General features: G+C 63.4%; 17 protein-coding genes. 4 read left to right on the forward strand and 13 right to left on the reverse strand.

Going from position 1 to position 21,286, the window contains the following annotated elements:
• Positions 1–153: 153 nt before the first annotated feature.
• From HAHE_RS12975 to HAHE_RS12985, 3 genes are all read right to left on the reverse strand, one after another.
• Positions 154–603: a hypothetical protein gene (locus HAHE_RS12975; protein WP_338684808.1), complete on the reverse strand. Its 450-nt coding sequence runs from the start codon at positions 601–603 to the stop codon at positions 154–156.
• Positions 604–746: 143 nt separating this feature from the next.
• A complete protein-coding gene (locus HAHE_RS12980; RefSeq protein WP_338684825.1) occupies positions 747–1,310 on the reverse strand; it encodes a hypothetical protein in 564 nt (187 codons plus the stop codon).
• Positions 1,311–1,436: 126 nt separating this feature from the next.
• Positions 1,437–1,997, reverse strand: a complete 561-nt coding sequence (locus HAHE_RS12985; RefSeq protein WP_338685005.1) for a DUF6714 family protein — start codon at positions 1,995–1,997, stop codon at positions 1,437–1,439.
• Positions 1,998–2,811: 814 nt separating this feature from the next.
• Between HAHE_RS12985 and HAHE_RS12990 the strand changes: the two genes are divergently transcribed.
• A complete protein-coding gene (locus tag HAHE_RS12990; RefSeq protein ID WP_338685016.1) occupies positions 2,812–4,134 on the forward strand; it encodes an integron integrase in 1,323 nt (440 codons plus the stop codon).
• Between the two features lie 654 nt (positions 4,135–4,788).
• Here the strand turns inward: HAHE_RS12990 and HAHE_RS12995 are convergent.
• The 8 genes from HAHE_RS12995 to HAHE_RS13030 all read right to left on the reverse strand — a co-directional run bounded on the left by HAHE_RS12995 (position 4,789) and on the right by HAHE_RS13030 (position 14,856).
• Positions 4,789–7,005, reverse strand: coding sequence for an ammonia-forming cytochrome c nitrite reductase subunit c552 (locus tag HAHE_RS12995; RefSeq protein WP_338685018.1), 2,217 nt, complete (start codon positions 7,003–7,005; stop codon positions 4,789–4,791).
• A gap of 319 nt (positions 7,006–7,324) precedes the next feature.
• Entirely contained in the window at positions 7,325–8,362 is a 1,038-nt protein-coding gene (locus tag HAHE_RS13000; protein WP_338685019.1) for a DUF4105 domain-containing protein, read from the reverse strand.
• 237 nt (positions 8,363–8,599) lie between these two features.
• On the reverse strand, positions 8,600–9,070 hold the full coding sequence (locus HAHE_RS13005) for an ecotin family protein (RefSeq protein WP_338685020.1): 471 nt from the start codon (positions 9,068–9,070) through the stop codon (positions 8,600–8,602).
• A gap of 302 nt (positions 9,071–9,372) precedes the next feature.
• A complete protein-coding gene (locus HAHE_RS13010; RefSeq protein ID WP_338685021.1) occupies positions 9,373–9,930 on the reverse strand; it encodes a L,D-transpeptidase family protein in 558 nt (185 codons plus the stop codon).
• A gap of 75 nt (positions 9,931–10,005) precedes the next feature.
• Complete coding sequence (locus HAHE_RS13015) at positions 10,006–10,710, reverse strand: peroxiredoxin-like family protein (protein WP_338685023.1); 705 nt, start codon at positions 10,708–10,710, stop codon at positions 10,006–10,008.
• Positions 10,711–10,760: 50 nt separating this feature from the next.
• Positions 10,761–11,402, reverse strand: coding sequence for a hypothetical protein (locus HAHE_RS13020; RefSeq protein WP_338685024.1), 642 nt, complete (start codon positions 11,400–11,402; stop codon positions 10,761–10,763).
• A 21-nt stretch (positions 11,403–11,423) separates the two neighbouring features.
• On the reverse strand, positions 11,424–12,062 hold the full coding sequence (locus HAHE_RS13025; protein WP_338685025.1) for an NAD(P)H-dependent oxidoreductase: 639 nt from the start codon (positions 12,060–12,062) through the stop codon (positions 11,424–11,426).
• Positions 12,063–12,336: 274 nt separating this feature from the next.
• A complete protein-coding gene (locus HAHE_RS13030) occupies positions 12,337–14,856 on the reverse strand; it encodes an LPS-assembly protein LptD (RefSeq protein ID WP_338685026.1) in 2,520 nt (839 codons plus the stop codon).
• Between the two features lie 118 nt (positions 14,857–14,974).
• Between HAHE_RS13030 and HAHE_RS13035 the strand changes: the two genes are divergently transcribed.
• From HAHE_RS13035 to mpl, 3 genes are all read left to right on the forward strand, one after another.
• Complete coding sequence (locus tag HAHE_RS13035; protein WP_338685028.1) at positions 14,975–15,856, forward strand: TIGR01777 family oxidoreductase; 882 nt, start codon at positions 14,975–14,977, stop codon at positions 15,854–15,856.
• A 256-nt stretch (positions 15,857–16,112) separates the two neighbouring features.
• Complete coding sequence (locus HAHE_RS13040) at positions 16,113–16,994, forward strand: haloacid dehalogenase-like hydrolase (protein ID WP_338685029.1); 882 nt, start codon at positions 16,113–16,115, stop codon at positions 16,992–16,994.
• A 3-nt stretch (positions 16,995–16,997) separates the two neighbouring features.
• A complete protein-coding gene (gene mpl, locus HAHE_RS13045) occupies positions 16,998–18,380 on the forward strand; it encodes a UDP-N-acetylmuramate:L-alanyl-gamma-D-glutamyl-meso-diaminopimelate ligase (RefSeq protein WP_338685030.1) in 1,383 nt (460 codons plus the stop codon).
• 6 nt (positions 18,381–18,386) lie between these two features.
• Here mpl and HAHE_RS13050 read toward each other — a convergent pair whose 3' ends face one another.
• Positions 18,387–19,256 carry a hypothetical protein gene (locus HAHE_RS13050; RefSeq protein WP_338685032.1) on the reverse strand — a complete coding sequence of 290 codons (870 nt, stop codon included), beginning with the start codon at positions 19,254–19,256 and terminating at the stop codon, positions 18,387–18,389.
• A gap of 7 nt (positions 19,257–19,263) precedes the next feature.
• The gene (gene acs, locus HAHE_RS13055; protein ID WP_338685034.1) at positions 19,264–21,219 is read right to left on the reverse strand and encodes an acetate--CoA ligase; all 1,956 of its coding nucleotides are present in this window, start codon (positions 21,217–21,219) and stop codon (positions 19,264–19,266) included.
• Positions 21,220–21,286 lie beyond the last annotated feature (67 nt).

Below are 21,286 nucleotides of genomic sequence, written 5' to 3' on the forward strand. Positions count from 1 at the left end.
ACACCTGGTAACATTTCTTTAGCGAACGTCAGAGGAATGGCGGCACCGGTGAACTGAAATCGGCACCCCTTCCTGATTAAGGCTAACGAACCATCAAATCGGATTTTCGACAAGGCCGCTGTAAGGTGTCGCCATCTCCGACTTGTTCTGCATTCATTTGTCCCGATCCTTAGGTTCACCTTCTCGAAAATCACGCTTCAGAAGATCCTTAACGTTCGGGAGCTTCCCGAGTAATCTCGCCCCAGCAATGGGTCGTTCAATGCCTCCTTCAGACTCCTTGGCAGGGAAAACCGTAAAGCCCCGATGCTCCATCTCGACGACAAACAGGAGCTCTCCATCAATACGAACTGCAAAGTAGTCGACAAGCACATCGAGTAGCTCAGGCGGCTCGAGCTCCTTGGCATCAAATGCTCGGCGGATACGATCAGAATTGGTGGGATTGAGCTCCTTCGTTCCTTTGATCTTGTAGATGCGGATAGCTTCTCGCTTCTCTTGAAACTCAAGCTCGAAAAAAGTAACGCCCTTCTTCTCAGCCTTCGGCTTCGCATCCACCATTGCAAGTAGCGCCAAGACAGCGAAGAAAATAGCTAGAGCATGCTTCATTCTGAAATATTCAGCAGAACGTCAGAGAACAGGCGGCCCCGACCCTCATGGCGGCGGCCCCGATTCTCCTTAGCTGATGGAACCACCTGAGCGGAAATTCGACAAGGCCGCTGTGAGGGGTCGCCCTGCTTCGGCTTGTTCGATTATTGATCTTTGGGTTGCAGCCGGCGCGGGAACTCGTGGTCAAGCAGTGCGAAAGGCCAGAATGGATTCATGTCCCCCGAAGTGACTGCTCCAGATCGCCCGCCAAAAACGAACCCCGTCTTGCCGTCTACGCGGTGGAGAAAACAGGAGTCGCCAACCCGCTCAAATCTCATTGACGGCCACTTACCTGGGTATCGGGGCAGATGGAGATCAATGATGCCGTCAGGCTGTATGACCACCTTTCCCGAATAGTCGTTCGAGCCCATTCCCATCTCGGACAGCGTTACGGTTCCGTCAGATCGAAATATGATCGCTGTATCGGAATCCATACCGGCGAGTTGTCCCTGCCGAGAGACAAACGTGAAAAGATCGTTCGCCTCAAGAAGCTCGGCAATCGAATCAGCCGGCGCAATGTAGATGGCCTCGCCTGACGAAAACAGCGACGCTAACGGGTGGGATTCATCCCAAGGAGCCTCCTGATGCTCCGGCGATTGCTTGATAGCGTCGCTGTGCTTGTCGCAGGAAGCTAACGTCAAGGCCCCAATCGCAATGAGGAATCTCATTCTGAATCGAACGTTCAAGGTGACTCACGACTGCCCGACGGCGCGACGCATGCCGGGAGCGCAGCGACCAAGCATGCGGCGTGACGGCGGGTGGTCGTTGAGTCCACCGCCTTGTTCGCCTTGATTTTATTGCGGTGGCAATTGGCTCCAAATGTGTTTGATCGCTGCATCAATCTCGGCTCGCTCATGCGTGTAATCTGGATCGTCCCGCATGAACTCAAGGAAATCCCGGACAACGGATCGCTGTTCCGGTGAAAGCAACGAGAACTGCTGCTCATTGTGCGGAGAGATACGACAAAGCGACCCAATCAGTCCAGCGATTCCGTCATCACGCAATTCGGCAAACATCCAGGCCGGAAGATGGAAACGCATGCCCTCGGCATCTGTGAAGCTGATGCTACTCTGGTAGGAGAGCAGAGTTTCGGAGGAAAAGCGATGCCAGTCTATGCGCTCATCTTGGGCATGCAGCTGGGCTAGAACATCGGCGTCTTCGTAATCATCGAGTCCTCGCCCCTCCATGAGTCCTATTCCATCCCCTAGTGTGACCCCTGCAAACGCAGATTCGATCTTCTCTCTTAATCCGTTTACTGCCTCCCAGCGTTCGCTATCCGCGCGTGCTTCAAGAAGGACGGGATCGTAGCCACTCTCTTTCAAGCCTCGGATCTCATCTGGGCTGAGATACTTCATTTTATTGGCGAACAGTATTTATTCATACCCTCCCGAGGGTTGATATCCGGGAGGCGTTAGTTGGGAGGGTGAAGCTGGATGTCCTGTAGTTGCAAGGAATTCCTGAATGGGAAGGGTGATATCCGATTGATTCAGAGGGTGAGGATCGTGAGTTTCGGTCTGGCTGGATATCACTCGGCCCGGGCAGGGGGGAATCTGACCCTTGGGGTGGGGCTGACGGGTGGGGATACGAATCAAGGCTGCGCCTTGATCTGAGAAGTGCGGCGGTGCCGGAAGATGGATGACCCGGGGTGCGCTACGCTTACCCCGGGCTATAGGATGAAGCCCCGATGGGGCTTTTTGAACAGGTGTGCCTTGCGATCTCGGTGGCGCCGCCTCCCAGAACATGCCGGTTTCATAACCGGCGTTCCATTTCTGACCACTGATCACCGGCTCGGCCTCCCAGAACATGCCGGTTTCATAACCGGCGTTCCATTTCTGACCACTGGCCACCGACCACTGATCACCGGCTCGGCCTCCCAGAACATGCCGGTTTCATAGCCGGCGCTCCATTTCTGACCACTGGCCACCGACCACTGATGACCGGCTCGGCCTCCCAGAACATGCCGGTTTCAAAACCGGTGCTCCACTTCCAGCCCCTGGCCCCTCGGCCCTGACCCCTGGCTTTGCCTCACGGAAGGTGTCGGTTTCATAACGGCGCTCCAAGTGGCGACTGCCGGGAACGGAAGGAGGACGGTCACATGAGCAAGGGAAAGTGTTCACAAGAACACTTTCCGGTTGACTCGGTAACCGGTGTGGCCGTAGGCATGGTGGTATGAGCGCGTTGCAGGTTCGCTGGTGTTGGAGGAAGGATCTTTCGGAGTTCCGCGGGCTTTCGGAGCGGGAGCGTGACGGTTTTCTACTGGTGCTCGAATGGTTCGAGAATTTCCGACTGAGGAACGAGCTCGATGCCGGTCGGGATGCGGCGAAGGCGTTCTGGCGGACGGAGGTGCTGCGCGAGGGTCGCCCGCGTGAGCAGTGGCAGCTCGAACAGTGGGAATCGGCCCTGCATTGGTATCTGAAGTGGCTGGCGGCGTGCGAGGAGGCGAATGCGGACCATCGGAGTTTGGCCGAGCGGGTCCGGGCGGCGGTGCGCTCGGCCGGGGCGCGGCGGGGGTTGGCGCTGACCACGAAGCGTTGCTACGGGGCGTGGGCGGCGCGTTATGCCCGGTTTGCGGGGGATGAGCGGGAAGTGCTGCAGGTGGCGACGGCCAGCCGGTTCCTAGCGTCGGTGGTGGATGACGAAGACTGTGCCTACTCGACCCAGAAGCAGGCGCTGAATGCGATCGCGTTTTTCTTCAAACACGTGTGCGGGGTGGAGAATCCGATTTTCGCGGTGAAGTTACGCAAGTCGGGGACGCGCGTGCCGGTGGTTCTTTCCAAACGCGAGACTCACCGGGTGTTCGAGCAGCTCGAAGCGCCTTGGAAGTCGGACGGGCGCTACGGATTGCCGGCGCGGTTGCAGTATGGGGCGGGACTCCGGCGGTCGGAATTGGTGCGCTTGCGGATCAAGGATGTGGATCTGGAACGTGGGACGCTGACGGTGCGCCAGGGGAAGGGCGACAAGGACCGGTGTACGATTTTGCCGAAGAGTCTGCTGAAAGCGGTGGCCGCGCAAATTGAGGCAGCGCGGGAGATCTGGCGCCGGGATCGCGAGGCGGGGTTGGCGGGAGTCCATATCCCGGGTGCGCTTGGGCGGAAGTTCCGCCGGGCGGCGGAGAGCTTCGAGTGGTTTTGGTTGTTTCCGGCGAAGCAGACATCGATGGATCCGAACGCGGGTGTGCGGCGGCGGCATCACCTTCTCGCCAAGGTGTATGGCGATGCGGTCCGGCGGGCGGCGGTCGATGCGGGAATCGAGAAACGGGTGACGAGCCATGCGTTGCGCCATTCGTTCGCGACGCACCTGTTGGAAGGCGGTGCCGACCTGCGAACGATTCAGGAACTGCTCGGGCATGAGGACATCACCACGACCGAGATCTACCTGCACGTGGCTGCGGGTTCGAACGGGTTCGGAGTGACGAGTCCGCTTGATGAGAGCGGAGAGCTTGGAGCAGGGAGCGAGGAGTCTGGAGCGAATCAAGGCTGCGCCTTGATCTGAGAAGTGGGGCTGCGCCGGGAAGGTGGATGACCCAGGGTGCGCTTCGCTTACCCTGGGCTATGAGATGAAGCCCCGATGGGGCTTTTTGAGGCGGTGTGCCTCTCGTTCTCGTTCTCGTTCTCGTTCTCGTTCTCGTTCTCGTTCTCGGTTCCGGGAACGGCTCAGTTGTTGAAGTCGCACTCGAAGTGCGAAGCGTTTGGAATGAATCAAGGCTGCGCCTTGATCTGAGAAGTCTTGGAGGTCCGGGAGATCCGGCATGAGACGAGGTTTCTGGGATGAAGCCATGTCCGCCTGCGCCCCTCCGGGGCTCCGAATCAGCAACCACTCCGAATCCACGGGGTGAACCCCGTGGCTAAATGCCGTCGCCCCTTCGGGGCTATTGGCATCCCGCATCCCGCATCCCGCATCCCGCATCCCGCATCCCGCATCCCGCATCCCGCATCCCGCCCACCCGCGACCCGCGACCCGCGACCCGCGACCCGCGACCCGCGACCTGCGACCTGCGACCTGCGACCTGCGACCTGCGACCTGCGACCTGCGACCGACTTGACCTCACCAAAGATGCCGGTTTCATAACCGGCGCTCCATTCTGACCCCTGGCTCCTGCCTCCTGACCCCCGGCCCCGAGCTCTCCGCTCTCCGCTCTCCGCTGGTTCAGCCTCCGAGTTGTTGGAGGAGTTGGGCGGCTTGGGGGTGATTGGGATTGCGGCGCAGGGCTTCGGCGGCGGCGGCGCGGGCTTCGTCGATCTGGCCGAGGCGGAGGTGGATGGTGGCTCGGGCGTAGGGTGCGTCGGAGCCGCTGGGGTCGGCGTTCTCGGCTCGGAGCAGGGCCTTGATGGCGTCTTCGGTGCGGTTCTGGCCGGCGTAGAGGAGTCCGAGGTTGTACCAGGCACGGGCGTAGTTGGGATCGATACGCACGGCGTCGCCGAGCCGGGCTTCGGCCTTCAGGGTGTCACCGATTTCGGCGTAGCCGAGGGCGGCGAGGTAGGGGATCTCGGCGTTGCCGGGGGCGAGTTTGGCGGCGTCTTCGAGCCACTTCACGGACTCCGCGGTGCGGCCGATACCTCCGAGGAAGACGGCGAGGTCGCGACGCGGTGCGGGTGAGGTGCGGTCCCAATCGGCGGCGCGCATGAACCACTTTTCGGCTTCGGCGATGTCGTTGCGGACCATCGCGAGACGCGCCATCCGCATGGCTCCTCCCGGTTGGTCGGCCTGGTGCCTGGCGATCTCGGTGATCTCCTTCACCGCCGGGTGGTCGGAAGGCAACTGCTCGAGCGCGGTCCAGGCGGCTTCGGCGCGGACCGACTTCAGCGGATCGTTGAGCAGCTTTTCGAGCAGTGCTCCGGGCTCGCCGCGGCGGGCGATGAGCATCGCGGCGGCGGAGCGGGCGAGCGGGCCACCGTCGTCGGCCGCCTTGTTGGTCAGGCGCACGACACGGCTGTCATTCGCCCATGGTTCCATCAGGCGCAGCATGGTCGCGCGCCAGGCATCGATCTCTTCCTTCTCGCAGGCGTCGATGAGCAGGTCGAGGGAGCCGGTCTTGCCGTTCTGGGCGGCGTGGATCGCGCGGGTGCGCTGGCGCGAGACGGCGTTCATGTCCTCGCCGTACCACTTGTGCGTCCACTCGATCTGCCAATCGAGTCCCTTGTCTTCATGGCAGTTGTTGCAGGCGTTCGGCGTGCCGAGTTCCTTCGTCAGGAGCGGGTCGGGTCGCGGGAAACGGTGGTCGCTGCGGGGGTCGCGCTGCATGTAGTTGCGCTTCGGCATGTGGCAGTCGACGCAACTCGCTCCGGGTGTTCCGAGGTCATGGAAGGTGTGCTTGGCGGGATCGATGACCGTCGCTTCGTTCGCACCGGCGGCGTGGCAGGTCATGCAGAGCGCATTCGAGCGGACCGCGACGTCACCGCCGAGCGGGTCGGCGGCGTGCGGGTCGTGGCAGTCGGTGCAGCCGATGCCTTTGTGACCCATGCGCGACATGAGCAGGGAGTTGTATTTGTAGACCTCGTCGATCTGCTGGCCGTCGGGATGCCAGAGGCCGGGCTGGCTCGGCAGGGCGAGCGAGTAGTGGTCGAAGAACGAGCGGCCGGTGATGAACTTCTCATCGAACTCCTCGCGTCGCGCGTGGCAGGTGGCGCACGAGTCGGTCCACTGCTGCTTGGTGAACTTCTGCTGCGGGTCGACCATGCACTCGCCGCTCTTGTGGTCCGGCCGTGTGGGGCCGTGGCACTGGGCGCAGCCGACGCCCTGCTCGACCCAGTTCGTCTTGTAGGTGTCGGCTTCGGTGTCGTGGTTCTTGCGCAGACCGGTGAAGTGGCACCATGCGCACTGCGAGTTCCAGTTCATGCCGCGCTGGGTCCAGTGACCCCATTCGTCGGGCCGCCGGTTCTGGTCGTCGTACACGCTGAACCATTCCTTCTTTTCCGGATCCCATGCCATGTCCGGCACCTGGTAGCGGCCGTCGCCGCGGGCGAGGAGGTACTGGACCAGCGGGGTCAGGCCGATGGCCATCGGCGGTTCGCCTTCGATCACTTCAGCGCCTTCGGCCTTCTTATCTTCCCAGCGGATGATCGGATCCGCTTCGCCGCCGGTGAAATCCCACTCGGCATCGCCTTCGGTGACCTTGCGGTCGGCGAAGGCTTCGGCATCGACCGGCGCGCCGATGTTCCGGTGGGCGAGCGCGTGGTGGGAGTTCTTCCAACCTTCGTGGGCGTCCTTGTGGCATTCGATGCACTCCGAGGACTTGGCGAGCGTGTGGGGATCTTCCAGAGGCGGGACCGAGGGGGCGGATCCGCCTGAGGCGGCAGGCGCCTTCTTTTCGCCACAGGAGGCGGCAAGGAGCGCGCAGGGGAGAATCCACAGAAGATTTCGCATGGGTGAGGTTTAGGGCAGGAGGGGGATTACGGAACGGCGAAAATGGAAAAATCCGGGGGTGATGAAAGGAGGTAGAACCGCAAAGGCGCGAAGTCGCAAAGGGGTGAGGAAGGGGATGGCTGTTGTCCTCTACAATGTTCCGGAACGGCAGGGTGTTGTTGGGAAACCGCGGAAGGCACCGAACGCAAGGAAGTTGTGGTGCGATGGAGGGGAGGAGGAAATCAGGTTGGCTCCGGGGGGGCGGGTCGGGGATGGACCGCGAGCTTCAGCTCGCTTCGCCGGACCGGACCAGCGAGCTAAAGCTCGCGGTCCATGGGGGTCACCGGGAACTCGGGGCGGGCTCGCGGAAGCCGGGTCGGTCGGCTCGGACGGCGGCGGAATACTCCGGGCCGCCGGGCGACTTCTGGGCGACTTCGTTGATGAAGCAGAGCGGACGGAGTTCTTCGAACGACATGCCTTCGTCGACGATGGCGCCCTTTTCGTGGACGTATTCGTCGAGCCTGCCGTTGACCAGCATCCGCCAGTCGAACTTCTCACGCTCCTCGGCGGGTGTCTGGGCGCGGAGGCTGGTGGTGCAGTTCGAAGTGATGACGTTGTAGAAGCGCGGCTTTTCGACGAGCTCGTTCTGCACGCCGATCGACTCGAGGAGCACCTCGGCCGCCTTCGCCTGGGTGGCGCGGGTGCGGTAAAGGTAGACCGGTTCGTTGCGGACGTTGGTGCGGACGCGGATGAAGTCCTCCTCGGTGCCGAAGATGTACTGGAGTTCGAACATCTTGAAGAGCCCGCCAAAGGTGGAGAACTCTTCGGTGGTTTCACGCCGTGTCTCGATGGAAAGGCAGAGGTGGCCTTCGTCGCCAAAGTCGAACGAGAGAATCGGGTGTGCGAGCAGGTCGCCGCCAAAGGCATCGTGGAAGTAGTCGAGACCCTCGAGTTTCGAAAGGTGGTGGGTGCGCGTTTCCCAGCGTTCGATTTCCGATCCGTCCTCCGCGTAGTCGAAGTTACGGATGTTGTGGAAGACGATCTCGTCACCCTTTACCTCAACCCATCCGGTTTGCCGGAACTCCGGACGCCAGTCGCGGTCGTTCGACGGCTTCTTGAAACTCCATGGAACCAGCACCAGCGCCGAGGCGAAGGCGAACACCAGCAGCCGGCGTTTGAGGCCCCGGAACAGAACGAGGGCCGCCAGCAGCAACACCGCCCAAAGGATGGCCAATACGATGTTGCCGGCGGACGCCGGGGTGCCGAGCGGTCCGTCGAAGTAGATGGCGCCGAAGACATAGGCGCCGCTGACGAGCATCAGGAGCCCGAGCAGCGCGACACCGAGCCGGCCGAGGAAGGGTCGCTTCTTTTCACGCATGGCGTCCCTTGCCTAACGCAGGGGGCGCCGTTGGCAAGCGAGCATCACGAGAGAGGTGAAGAACCGCGAATGCACACGAATGGACGCGAATTCCAATGGGGTTGGGCAGAAATGCCTCGGGTCGACCGGTGTGCTGGTATTCGACGCAAGTCGGCGAGCGGGATCGGGCTTCTTACCTCTTCCCATTCGCGTGCATCGCCGTCCATTCGCGGTTTCAGATTGGCAACGCAGGGGCTGTTAGCCTTCCGGCACCGGTTCGGCATCGGCGGGTGCGCTCCAGATCCTGTAGCGGACCTCGCAGCCGTCGGGCACGTAAACGACCACCGGCAGCTTGCTGTTGTAGCGGATCAGGTAAGGCTCGCCTCCGACCGGGACGAACTTCTCGACCTTGGGCGCGCCGGGAGGGGCGGCCATGCGGGTGCTCGCCATGGGGCCGAGGACCGGCAGGATGTGGTAGTTGTAGCCCCAGCCTTTGATGGTCCGCTGCTCCAGCGCACCGCCGAAGAAGTTGCGGTTGACGCCGTCGGTTTCGACCGTCTTGCCGACGATGATCTGGACCTTGGCATCGTCCTCGTTCTCCCGCGCCGGAAGGTCGATGACATGGCGGGACATGCCGTCTTCGGGCGCGGGGTAGGCTTTGAGTTTGTCGGTGTCGGCGGCCATCACGGGGAGGGTCAGGCCGACGATGAGGCAAAGTAACGCTTTCATGGAAAAGCATTGTGGCCCGGATTGGAGATTGTGACAGGGATTTTCCGGAGCGGGAGGGCGTGGGCGATTTCCGTTTGCTGTGGATGGAGCCGCCAAGGTGCCAAGGTCGCGAAGGAGGGGGTTTTGGATGGCGGCGTCGAGTCTTGGCGAACGTTGCAACGTGGCGGGGCGCGAGTGGGCTCGCGCGGTCCGTGCTTGGCTCCCTGCTCTTAGCTCCGTGCTCCGTGCTCCGCGGACCCCGTAAACGGGGAACTACGAACCAGTGGAAAGCGCCTTGTGACGAGCGCGTGCGGTACCCGAGATCAGTGGGTGATGTGGACCGGGGTGCCGACGTCGACGGCTTCGAAAAGCATCGGGGCAAAAGGCTTGGGCAGGCGGATGCAGCCGTGGGAGGCAGGCTCGCCGGGCTCGGGGATCAGGCCGGCGTGCATGCCGATGCCCCAGTCGGTGAGGCGCATCCAGTAGGGCATCGGGGCCGCGACGTAGGTGCAGCCCGGCGGGACGCGGGTGCCGGGAGTCGCATCGCCGTTCACGACATTGCCGAACTCGTCCTCGATCCAGCCGTAGCGGTTCGAGTACTTGTCCACGATCTTCTCGGAAATGCGGAAGGTGCCGGACGGAGTCCTGCGGCCTTCAATGCCGGTCGCCACATAGGACCAGCCGATCGGTCGTCCGCCGCGGGTGTAGGTCGCCCGCTGTTCGCCGAGGTCGATGTTCACCTTCACTTTCCCCGGGCCGTAGTCGTCGTGCCATTCGTACATGACCCGCTCCGCACGCATCGCCGGCTGGTCGCTCAGAGGCGTGCAGGACGGGAGCAGTGCAGCCAATACCGGGAGGGAGACAAGGATGGCGAGCTTCATGACTGGACCTTCACAGACAATGCCCAGATCCGGGCCGGCGCAAGACTTTCGGGCCGGCTTCTCGCCCCCGACGGGTCATTCCTGCAGTTTCCGTGCCGCGGCGACGATGTCGTCGGGCTCGGCGCGCTTGCGATAGTCGGCGTCGAGAAAGGCCCAGCGGACGGTGCCGTCGGTGTCGATCACGTAAGTCGCCGCGAGTGGCAGGGTGCCGTCGCCCGCATCCGCACCGTTGAATTCGGTGAGGTCGAAGAACTGCTTGTAGAGCTCACGGACTTTCGGGGTGAGTTCGAAGGCGATGCCGTACTCCTTCGCAACCTTGTGGTTGAGGTCGGTCAGCACCTCGAACTCGAGCTTGTTCTTCTCGGCCGTGCTGAGCGTTTTGTCCGGGAGTTCCGGGCTCAGCGCCACCAGCTGGGCGCCGGCTTTCTTGAACTCCGGGAGCTTCTCCTGCATCGCGACCAGCGCGATGTTGCAGTACGGGCACCAGCCGCCGCGATACCAGGTCAGGACCACCGGTCCTTCCTTGAGCAGGTGGGAAAGGGTGACCGCGTCGCCTTTTGCATTCTTCAGGGTGAAGTCGGGCGCCTTGTCACCAACATCGACGGCCTTGTCGAGGATCCCGGACTCAGCAACGGCCTCGATACCCTTCGCGAATTCCTTGCGGACCTCCGGGTTGCCGTTCTTGGCGGCTTCCGCAGAGCGGGCGTCGAGCTGGTCCTGGAGTGTCTGGGCGAATAGGCAGGAGGTGCCGGCGAGCAGGCAGGTGATGATGGCTTTCATGCCCGGTTCGACGCCCGTTACGCGGTGCGCATTCCCGAAATCTCCCGCCGTCAGTCGAGCAGCCGCTGGCTCGGCATCGAGTCGGGGTAGCGTTTCGCCTCGATGCGGTAGTAGGCCTTCAGCAGATCGACCTCGAGGCCGACCGCCTCCCGCACCTCGTGCAGCGGCAGGTCGAGGAGCGGTTTGAAATCGACCGCTTCGAGCGCGGCGCAGTCGGACACGTAGGCGAGTGCGATCGCGTCGTTGAACACCTTCATGCCCTCCTCGGTGAAGCGGTACGGCTTCGGGTAAAGGTACTTGTTGATCAGCCCGAAGAGGTTGCGTTCTCCGGTGCTCACTCGGTCGGTGGTTCCCATCGTGAAGCCGATCACGAAGGCCTCGTCGATCAGTGTCAGCCCGCGGCCGAGCAGGATGTGCACGTAGTCGTGCTGCTCGAGCGTGACGCGGCCTTTGAAATACCCGAGGCCGCCGAGGTGGAACTTCGGGTTTTCGGTGAGCCGTACGATGAACGGCACCTCGTCCTGCGAGTTGCCGATCTCCATCAGGCTCGAGTAGGCCTCGCGGAGTGTGACTTCATCGTCACTCAGCTTGGTGATCCAGGTTTTGAGGAACTCGCTGAACTTCTTGTCATCGGTCGCGCCCGGGCGTTCGGCCGGTTCATCGACTTCGTGATGCTCGGGATCGGAACTCATGGTCGGGGAGGTTGGCGGGTTTCAGACCGTCCGGATGACCTCGCTGATGTCGAAGCGGGCCTTGGGTCGCTCGATCGAGTGATCGTCTGGAGACCGGTAGCCCGCGGCGCAGCCGACGCTGGTGGCGTAGCCGGTGCCTTCGAGGCCGAGGATGCGGTCATAGCTTTTCGGATCGAGTCCCTCGAGCGGACAGGTGTCAACGCCGAGCACGGCGGCGGAGGTCATGAACTGGCCGAGCGCGATGTACGTCTGTCGCGTGTTCCATGCGTGACGTTGTTCGGGGGTCATGTTGTTGGCGAAGCCGTCGATGACTTTGCCGAAACCCTCGAGGTCGGCCGGGTCTTGCCCCTGGACTTCGGCGAGACGCGTCACCCAGCGTTTGGTGTCGTCAGGGGTGACGTCGGTGCGGGTGGTGAATACGACCAGCTTGTCGGCATCGCTGACTTGCGATTGTCCCCACGAAACTTCGCGCAGTTGAGCGCGGGTGTTGGCGTCCTCGACGACGATGAACTGCCATGGTTGCAGGCCGAAGGATGACGGAGCGAGCAACAGCGACTGGAGCAGTGCGTCCCACGTTTCGGTCGGGATCGACTTCGAGGCGTCGAAGGCTTTGGTGGCGTAGCGCCACTGGAGGGCGGTGGTGAGATCGGATGGGGACATCGAGCGTGGAGGTGGGAGCGAGGAGCTTGGAGTTTGATAAGGGAAGAGGGCTGAGCCTTGGACTGACAAGTGCGATACCATCGGGATTCGTCAAGAACCGGAGTGGGTATCCGCGCCCGGGAAGGAAATCTCCGTCGTCCAGCGATCGAATTTCTACCCGAACGGGTGCCGGTTTCAGAACCGGCGCTCCATCGCCGGGGTTCCGGGGCGCGATCGGAGTCGCGCGGTCCGTCGGATCTCCGACTCCTTGCTCCGAGCTCCCTGCTCCCCGCTGTTACTGGGCGTCGAGGCTGAGGGGCAGGGAGGCGGACGGGAAGTCCTTGAGGGTGAAGGCGAGCACGACGCCGTATTCCTCATCCACGCGGTTGTCGCGGGCGGTGAAGCCGAGCGAGGCGACCCAGTGGTTGAAGTCGCGGTGGACGGTGTACTGTTGGACTTCGAGCGTGCCGTCGTCGAGCTCCCAGATCTGCGTGGCGCCAAGGCCCCACTTGTCGTTGAGGCGGACGTAGCCGCGCAGATCGATGCGGTTGGAGTCGACGAGGATCGGGTGGTTGTTGAGGTTGCGGCTGGCGATCGAGAACTCGACGTTCTCGTTCGGCATGAAGCGGAGCCGTGCGCTGACTTCCGAGAAACCGGAGCCGTCATCGAAAATCGGGAACTGGGTTTCGAGGCGCAGGCCGAGCCACGGCAGCGGGTTCCAGTTGAGGTCGTTGTAGAGGTTCGAGAAGCTGCGGTTCAGCTCGGGGTCCTCGAAGAATCCGTCCATGTAGGTGTCGAGATACAGCCACTCGTAGCTCTGGCCGTCGCGACGCGTGATCAGTCGGTTGCGCATGCCGAAGCGGATGATCGACCAGTCGCGCAGCGAATCGATCGCGGTGAAGCGGTTCGGTGCCAGCGTCCGCGGCCGGGTGGTGAAGTTCTCGCGGTCGATGACCGGGAACAGGGCGTCGAGGTCGTCGGTGTTGACGTAGGAAAAGCGGACGTAGGGCTGGAAGACGTGGAGCAGTCCGTCGAGACCCCAGTCGCGGTCGCGGTAGTCGCCGAAGTCGCGGCTGAATTTCACCGACGCTTCGGCGCCGGCGTAGAGGTGCGTGCGGCTGATCGAGGTCGCGGGTCCGCTGACAGCGCCGTAGCGGCTGAAGCCGGCGCCGACTTCCGGGGTGAAGTTCAGCCACCCGCCGAGCTTCATCGGCAAGGAGAACTCTTGGTAGGTGTGGAAGCGGTTGTACGACGGAGCCAGTAGCTGGGTGGTCAGTGACGGAATCGCCGGGCTGCCGGGAGGCAGCGCGCGGATCAGGCGCACGAGCTGGCGTTCGTAGGTGGGAAGGCGGTCGTAAAGGGTGGGGATCAGCGGGCTGGCCGCGGGCAGTGCGAGGAGGGCGCGGGCGGTCGATTGGGCGTCGCTGCCGATTTCCTCCTGGACGATGCCGAGGGTCGTCTGGCCTTCGTGAAGGATCGGGCTGCCGAAGATCGGGCGCCGCGCCTGGTCGAAGGAGATCTCGGCCCGCGAATCGGAGCGGTAGAAGTCGTTCGGGCGGACGCGGCCGAGGACGCCGAAGAGCGAGGTGTCGCTGTGGCGGAACAAGCCGATCGTGTTATCCGGCGCCGGGTCGGTGCGGAACAGGCGCGGGTCGAAGTCCTCGAGGTAGTATTTGTCGCTGAGCGCGTTGAGGTTGGTGTCGACGCGCCACGTTTCGCCATCCTCGAAAGGCAGCGGCACGCGGTACTGCAGCCGGGCGTGCCAGCGGTCCTCGTTGACGTCGGTCCGTGGCAGGCCGGTGCGGCTGAGGGTCGGGTCGAGATCGTTGGCGTAGTATAGTGAGAATCCGGTGAGGTTCGGATTGCCGTCCTGGCGGCGGTCGATCAGGTCGACGCCGGCGCCGATGCCGCGCTTCGAGCGAAGGTCGAAGTTCCACCGCGAGAGCAGCCATGCGTCTTCGCCGCTGACGCTGTCACTTTCGCCCAGCATGATGCCGTAGCTGTTGAGCAGGTAGACGCCCCAGTTCGAACGGGCACCGGGGGTGAAATGGTAGCCGAGGTCGCCGTCGAGCGGTTGCGACAGGTAGGGCAGCCAGAAGATCGGCGTCTCTCCGGCATACAGCTTCATGTTGCGGAAGGTGATCCGGTCGTCGGGGTAGACGGTCGTCTCGTCGGCCCGGACCCAGAAGCCGGGGTCCTCGACATCGTGCGTCGTGATGCCGGCGTCGCGGCCGACGAAGACCTGCTCACCGTCGCGTTCCTCGACCGTGAAGCCGCCGGCTTCGAGCAGCAGCGGATCGACGCCGGTCCGGAGATTCGAGGCGTCGATCTTCTTCTGGTCCATCAGGTAGACGACCCGCTCGCCGCGCTGGAGCGTGGCACCTTGGTAAATGCTGACGTTGCCGGTGAGCGTGACGGTGCGCTTGGCGTCGTCGAGCACCCCGTGATCGGCGAAGATCTCGACTCCGGTCTCGGTCTTCAGCTTCACGTTGCCGTCAACCTTGAGCAGCTTGTTCTTGCCGTCGTAGGCGCCCTTGTTGGCGCGCAGGCTCATGCCCGTGTCGGCGACCGCGCTGACCGCGCCGCGCGAGGTCAGGGTCTCGGTGTCCTTCTTGTAATCGGCACCGCCGGAGAACTCGAGGGCGACCGATTCGGGCTTGGCGGGTGCGAGTTCCTCGGCGTCGAGCAGGTCGGCATCGGTCGGCAGCGGCACCGGCGCCACCGGGGCGATCGGAGCGGGCTCGTTTTCGTCGGGGAGAAGGTCCTGGGCGGCGACCGGGAGCAGGGAGGAAAGCAGGAAGGTGGCGAGCCTCATCGGGTGAGGATCAGACGGTCAGACCGGCCTCAAGTAAAGGTGGAAAGCGGCGGAGCGCTCCATGTTCGGACTCAGGTTCGCGTTGCGCGCGGCCCGATGCGGGGGATCATGGGGGCGTATGGCAGACGAGAAGCGAACGGTCGGCATCGTCGGGGCGTCGGGGTTCATCGGCGGCGAGGTCGCGCGCCAGGCGTCGGCCCTCGGATGGCGAGTGGTCGGATTCAGCCGCAGTCCGCAGGAGCCGGGCGACGGCATCAATGAATGGAGGAAATGGTCGGAGGTCCCGGACCTCTCGGGCTTGCGGGTGGTGGTGAACCTAGCCGGCGAGCCGGTCGACCAGCGCTGGACGGAGTCGGCGAAGCGGCGATTCCACGAAAGCCGGGTCGGGGTGACCGAGATCCTGACCCGCGCCATGCTGACCTCGCCGGTGCCGGTTCTGATCAATGGCTCTGCCGTCGGCTTTTACGGTGATCGCGGCGACGAGGTGCTCGATGAGTCGGCCGCGGCCGGCGACGGCTACCTGGCCGACCTCTGCCGCGAGTGGGAGTCCGCTGCCGACGCGGCCCCGGACGCGACCCGCGTGGTCAAGCTGAGGACCGGAGTGGTGCTCGGCAGCGGTGGCGCGGCTTGGAAGAAGATGCGCACGGTTTTCGGCTTCGGGCTCGGCGGCCGGTTCGGTGACGGGCGGCAGTGGATGCCGTGGATCCACGTCGCCGATCTCGCGGGAGGGATCGTCCATCTGCTTGATGCGGATCTCGACGGGTCAGTCAATGGCTCCGCCCCCGAACCCGAGCGGAATGCCGAATTCACCCGCAAACTCGCCTCCGCCCTGAACCGCCCGGCGTTCTTCCATGCGCCCGCGTGGGGTCTGAAACTCGGACTGGGGGATTTCGCCAGCGCCTTGCTCGCCAGTCAGCGGGCCGTCCCGAATGCCCTGCTCCGCAGTGGCTTCCGGTTCCGCTACCCGACCCTCGAGTCGGCGTTGGCGGAGCTGGTTTGACCCTTCGGTAGCTTGGATGGAACCGCGAAAAACGCGAAAATCCGCGAAAACGGGATTGGGAAGGAGATAGGGTCGGCGGAACGCGTCGGCGGTGTTCGGGTTTCCGGGATGAAGCCCACGTCTTTGGATTCATTCATTCGTGGGTTTCGCGTTTTTCGCGGTTCCTTCACCTCGCCGGGCGAATCGATGACGAGGCGTTGCCCGCCGATTGCGCTTGCGGGACGTGCGGCGGGGGGATTGGGTTTTTCCCGCTACCATGGCCGCTCCGCAGAACAAAATCGCGCTGGTCTTCGACTACGACCAGACCCTGAGTCCGCGCTACATGCAGGACGACGTGATGTTCCCGGAATTCGGGATCGATCCGGCGCAGTTCTGGCAGAAGTGCAACAACCTCGTGAAGGAGTCGCAGTGGGACGGCGAACTGGCCTACCTGAAGTGCCTGCTCGACTACCTCGAGATGGATCAGGTGACGAACGCCAAGCTTCGCGAGCTCGGCGCGGGCCTGAATTTCTTCCCCGGCATCCCGGAGATCTTCGACGAGCTGCCGGCGCGGATCCTCACGCCCGACCACGAGGCGGCGGGCATCGAGATCGAGTTCTACATCATCTCCTCAGGACTGAAGGAACTGCTCGAAGGATCGAAGCTGCGCAACAAGGTGAAGGCGATCTTCGGCTGCGAGTTCGGTGAGAACGATGCCGGGCACATCTCGTTCCCGAAGCGCGCGATTTCACACACCACCAAGACACAGTTCCTGTTCCGCATCAACAAGGGGATGCTCGAGTATTCGCAGGACGTGAACGACCACATGCCGCAGGACCTCCGGCCGGTGCCGTTCGAGAACATGGTGTATGTCGGCGACGGTCCGACCGATGTGCCGTGCTTCACGGTGATCACCCGCAATGGTGGCCATGGCATCGCGGTCTACAATCCGGAGGACGAGTCCGGCCGCAGCTTCCGCAAGTGCTTCCAGCTCTGCGCCCATGCCAACCGCGTGAAGCACATCGCACCCGCCGACTACCGGCAGGGCAGCCACCTGTGGCTGCTGTTGAGCGAGATGGTCCGCGAGATCGCCGACCGGATCCTGCGCAACCGCCGCGAGGAGACCGACCGAGGCACCGTGGCCGCTCCGACTTTCTGATCCATGCCCGAAAAGAAGCACTTTCACTTCGTCGGGGTCTGCGGCACGGCCATGGGGTCGGTGGCCGCGGCCATGAAACGCAAGGGATTCACCGTCACCGGTTCGGATGCCAACGTCTATCCGCCGATGTCCGATTTCCTGCGGAACGAAGGCGTCGAGGTGACCGAAGGTTACCGCGCGGAGAACATCCCGGCCGACGCCGACGCGATCGTGATCGGCAACGCGATCAGCCGCGGCAACGAGGAGGCGGAAGCGACGCTCGACCGTCGCCTGCTCTACGTTTCCCTACCCGAGGTGATGAAGGAGCACTTCCTACGCGGGAAGCGGAACTTCGTGGTCAGCGGAACGCACGGCAAGACCACCACCAGCTCGATGCTGGCATGGCTGTTCCTCTCCGCCGGTCGCGATCCCGGATGGATGATCGGCGGCCTGCCGCGCAACCTCGGCTGCGGCGCGAAGTTCACCGACTCCGACTTCAACGTGCTCGAGGGCGACGAATATGACACCGCCTTCTTCGACAAGCGCTCGAAGTTCCTCCACTACCTCCCCGAAGTCGCGGTGGTGAACAACATCGAGTTCGACCACGCCGACATCTACAACAACCTCGACGAGATCAAGCTGACCTTCAGCCGCCTGCTACGGGTGGTGCCGAGGAACGGCAGGGCGGTGGTCAATGGCGATGATCCGAACTGCCTCGACGTCGTCGCGGACGCGCCCTGTCCGGTGACCAAAGTTGGCTTTGGCGAAGACTGCGACCTTCGCATCCAAGACCCGGTGTATGATCGGGAAGGAAGTTCGTTCACGCTTGAAGGCGAGCGCTACACGGTGCGGATGCCGGGCGAGTTCAATGTGCGCAACGCGGCGATGGCCGCGGTGGCGGCGACCCTCGGCGGGTTGACCGCGGAGGAGATCCGGGAAGGGCTCGCATCCTTCGACGGCATCGCCCGCCGTCAGGAAGTCCGCGGCGAGGTCCGCGGGGTGAAGGTGGTCGATGATTTCGCCCATCACCCGACGGCGATCCGGCAAGCGGTCGAGGCGCTGCGCCAGCAGCACCCGGACGGCCGCCTGTGGGTGATCTTCGAGCCACGCTCGAACACGACCAAGCGGAAGGTCTTCCAAGGCGAGCTCGCCGAATGCCTGGCCGGTGCCGATCTCGCGATCATCTCGGCGCTTCCCGATCCCGAGAAGGTGCCGATCGAGGATCGCCTTGATCCCGCGGTGGTGGCCGAGTCGGTTCCCGGAGGACGTGGGCGCTACGTCGCGGAAGTCGACGACATCGTCGAGACGGTCGGCAAAGAAGCCGTGGAAGGCGATGTCGTCGCCGTGTTGAGCAACGGAGGCTTCGGCGGGATCCACCGCAAGCTGCTCGAGCGACTCGCGCTCTGAGCGGTCTTAGGCGCCGGTCAGCCTGTGGTTCAGGTTGATCGATTTGCGCAGCGCGCTCATGACTTCGACCATCGATTGGAAATCGGTGGTGGCGGCGCGGCAGACCGGGTTGGCCTTGGCGTTGCGGCTGACGTGGCGGCCGATCTCGCCGAAGAGCTGCTGCATCTCTTGTTCGATCAAGCCGATCTCGGCCTTGAATGAGGAGATCTTGCGGTTGGCATCGCCGATCATCTGGAACGCCTCGGCGGCTTCGCTGCGGTGCTTTTTCCGCTCGGCATCGATGCGCTCGTCGATGGCGTCGAGCTTCTCGTTGCGCTTGGCGATCTTGGTGGCGATCTCCGTCCGCTCGTGCTTCAACGACTCGAACTGCAAGCGAAGCTCTTCCATCCGGGTCTTGGCGGTACTGACCGTCTGGGTGTCGTCCCGGCTTTCGGCGCGGAGCACCTCCAGCTTCGTCTTGATGCCGTCGTAGAGCCGGCGGATGTCGCGCGCGCGGCGGACGATGTCGTCCCGGTGCCGGGCGAGCTCGTCCATTTCCTCAAGCAGGTCAGCCCGTTGCTCGTCGAGTTCGTCGGTGACGTCCGACTTCGCGCTGAGTAGGGCGGCCCGCTGGTCGTGGGCGCTTTGCAGGACCTCCTCGGCCTCGCTGTGCTTGTCGAGCAGCTCTGACTTCTCGGCGATCAGTCGCCGCAACGTCCAGTACTCGATGCCCAGCTCCTCCACCGTTTCGACCCGCTCCCAGACCCGCTCGCCGAGAATCTGCTCCGCTTCGCGCAGCAGGTGCGTCTCGCTCGCCGCCTCCGCCATACGTCGCTGCCGTCGGCTGATGCCGAAGGCAAGCGCGATGCGGGCGAGGAGATAGCGGGTCGTGGTCATGGGTGGCCTACTTTTTGCGGCCGATGCTTTTCTTCAAATTGGCGAGGACTCCGAAATCTTCAAGCGTTGTGGTGTTACCGGTCACATTTCCGGTTCCGACCAGTTCCTTGAGGAGGCGACGCATGATCTTGCCGGATCGTGTCTTCGGCAAGGCGGGGGCGAAGTGGATGTCGTCCGGCTTGGCGATCGCTCCGATCACGGTTCCGACGTGGTTGCGGAGCTCTCCAAGTAGCTCCGGGGAGCCCTCGATCCCGCCTTTCAGCGTGACGAAAGCGACAACCGCCTGGCCTTTCAGGTCGTCGGGTCGCCCGACCACCGCGGCCTCGGCCACGGCCTTGTGGCCGACCAGCGCGCTTTCGACCTCCGCCGTTCCGAGCCGGTGGCCGGAAACGTTGAGGACGTCGTCGAGGCGGCCGACGATCCAGAAGTTGCCCTGCTTGTCGCGTCGAGCACCGTCGCCGGCGGTGTACATCCCGTCGTAATCGGACCAGTAGGTCTTCTTGAAGCGGGCCTTGTCGCGGTAGATCGTGCGGGTCATCGACGGCCACGGCTGGCGGATCACGAGGCGTCCGCCTTCGTTGGCTTTGCACTCGCGGCCGGTCTCATCGAGGATCGCGGCGTCGACGCCAAAGAATGGCAGGGTGGCCGTGCCCGGCTTGAGCGGGGTGGCGCCCGGTAGCGGGGTGATCATGATCGCGCCGGTCTCGGTCTGCCACCAGGTGTCGACGATCGGGCAACGGCCGCCGCCGATCTTGTTGTGATACCACATCCAAGCTTCCGGGTTGATCGGCTCGCCGACGGAACCGAGCAGGCGCAGCGACGAGAGATCGTATTTCTCCGGGAACTGGTCGCCCGCCTTGATGAATGCGCGAATCGCGGTCGGAGCGGTGTAAAAGATGCTGACGCCGTATTCCTCGACCATCTGCCAGAAGCGGCCGAAGTCGGGGAAGTTCGGTGCGCCCTCGTACATCACCTGCGTCACGCCCATCGCCAGAGGTCCGTAGACGATGTAGGTGTGGCCGGTGATCCAGCCGACGTCCGCGGTGCACCAGTAGACGTCGTCATCGCGCATGTCGAAGACGTACTTGCAGGTCGTGTAGGCGCCGGTGAGGTAGCCGCCGGAGGTGTGGAGGATGCCCTTCGGCTTCCCGGTCGATCCGGAAGTGTAGAGAATGAAGAGCGGGTGCTCGGAGTCGAAGGCCTTGGCCTTGTGCTTGCCGGAAACACCTTCCTCGAGCTCGTGCCACCAGTGGTCGCGGCCCTTCTTCATCGCGACCTTCTGGCCGGTGCGCTTGTAGACGATCACGCTCTCGACCGTCTTGTTCTTCTTGAGCGCCTGATCGACGTTGTCCTTCAGCGGGACCACCTTGCCGCGCCGCCAGCCGCCGTCGGCGGTGATGACGTGCTTGGCGCCGCAGTCATCGAGGCGGTCGAGGATCGATTCCGCCGAGAAGCCGCCGAAGATCACCGAGTGCACCGCACCGAGCCGGGCGCAGGCGAGCATCGCGATCGCGGCCTCCGGGATCATCGGCATGTAGATGATCACGCGGTCCTTCGACTTCACGCCTTGGGCGGTCAGCACGTTGGCGAATTTGCACACCTCGCGGTGGAGCTGCGCGTAGGTGAGCACCCGCTTGTCGCCGGGTTCACCCTCGAAAATGATCGCCGCCTTGTTGCGTCGCGCGCCGGTGGCGTGGCGGTCGAGGCAGCTCTCGCTGACGTTGAGCTTGCCGCCGACGAACCACTTCGCGTCGGGCGCCTTCCACTCGAGCGGCTTCTTCCACTTCGTCTGCCATGCGAGCTCGCTCGCTTCACCCGCCCAGAACTTCCCGGGATTGGCCACCGACTCCTTCCAGATCCGCCGGTACTCGGCCATGCTGGAGATGCGGGCCTGCTTCGAAAATTCCTTGCTGGGTTTGAAAACCCGGTCCTCGACCAGGTGGCTTTCGATGTTGTTGCTCATGGGTTGGAGTCTTCCGAGTCTGGGTTAAAGACGGGCGACGCTAGAGGACGAAAGCACCGGGGCGCGA

The organism is Haloferula helveola, from assembly GCF_037076345.1.
Taxonomy (GTDB): domain Bacteria; phylum Verrucomicrobiota; class Verrucomicrobiia; order Verrucomicrobiales; family Akkermansiaceae; genus Haloferula; species Haloferula helveola.

Excerpts from the sequence above, each read along its gene's own strand:
- HAHE_RS12975 (WP_338684808.1), bottom strand. The coding sequence starts at position 603 with ATGAAGCATGCTCTAGCTATTTTCTTCGCTGTCTTGGCGCTACTTGCA.
- HAHE_RS12980 (WP_338684825.1), bottom strand. The coding sequence starts at position 1,310 with ATGAGATTCCTCATTGCGATTGGGGCCTTGACGTTAGCTTCCTGCGAC.
- HAHE_RS12985 (WP_338685005.1), bottom strand. The coding sequence starts at position 1,997 with ATGAAGTATCTCAGCCCAGATGAGATCCGAGGCTTGAAAGAGAGTGGC.
- HAHE_RS12990 (WP_338685016.1), top strand. The coding sequence starts at position 2,812 with ATGAGCGCGTTGCAGGTTCGCTGGTGTTGGAGGAAGGATCTTTCGGAG.
- HAHE_RS12995 (WP_338685018.1), bottom strand. The coding sequence starts at position 7,005 with ATGCGAAATCTTCTGTGGATTCTCCCCTGCGCGCTCCTTGCCGCCTCC.
- HAHE_RS13000 (WP_338685019.1), bottom strand. The coding sequence starts at position 8,362 with ATGCGTGAAAAGAAGCGACCCTTCCTCGGCCGGCTCGGTGTCGCGCTG.
- HAHE_RS13005 (WP_338685020.1), bottom strand. The coding sequence starts at position 9,070 with ATGAAAGCGTTACTTTGCCTCATCGTCGGCCTGACCCTCCCCGTGATG.
- HAHE_RS13010 (WP_338685021.1), bottom strand. The coding sequence starts at position 9,930 with ATGAAGCTCGCCATCCTTGTCTCCCTCCCGGTATTGGCTGCACTGCTC.
- HAHE_RS13015 (WP_338685023.1), bottom strand. The coding sequence starts at position 10,710 with ATGAAAGCCATCATCACCTGCCTGCTCGCCGGCACCTCCTGCCTATTC.
- HAHE_RS13020 (WP_338685024.1), bottom strand. The coding sequence starts at position 11,402 with ATGAGTTCCGATCCCGAGCATCACGAAGTCGATGAACCGGCCGAACGC.
- HAHE_RS13025 (WP_338685025.1), bottom strand. The coding sequence starts at position 12,062 with ATGTCCCCATCCGATCTCACCACCGCCCTCCAGTGGCGCTACGCCACC.
- HAHE_RS13030 (WP_338685026.1), bottom strand. The coding sequence starts at position 14,856 with ATGAGGCTCGCCACCTTCCTGCTTTCCTCCCTGCTCCCGGTCGCCGCC.
- HAHE_RS13035 (WP_338685028.1), top strand. The coding sequence starts at position 14,975 with ATGGCAGACGAGAAGCGAACGGTCGGCATCGTCGGGGCGTCGGGGTTC.
- HAHE_RS13040 (WP_338685029.1), top strand. The coding sequence starts at position 16,113 with ATGGCCGCTCCGCAGAACAAAATCGCGCTGGTCTTCGACTACGACCAG.
- mpl (WP_338685030.1), top strand. The coding sequence starts at position 16,998 with ATGCCCGAAAAGAAGCACTTTCACTTCGTCGGGGTCTGCGGCACGGCC.
- HAHE_RS13050 (WP_338685032.1), bottom strand. The coding sequence starts at position 19,256 with ATGACCACGACCCGCTATCTCCTCGCCCGCATCGCGCTTGCCTTCGGC.
- acs (WP_338685034.1), bottom strand. The coding sequence starts at position 21,219 with ATGAGCAACAACATCGAAAGCCACCTGGTCGAGGACCGGGTTTTCAAA.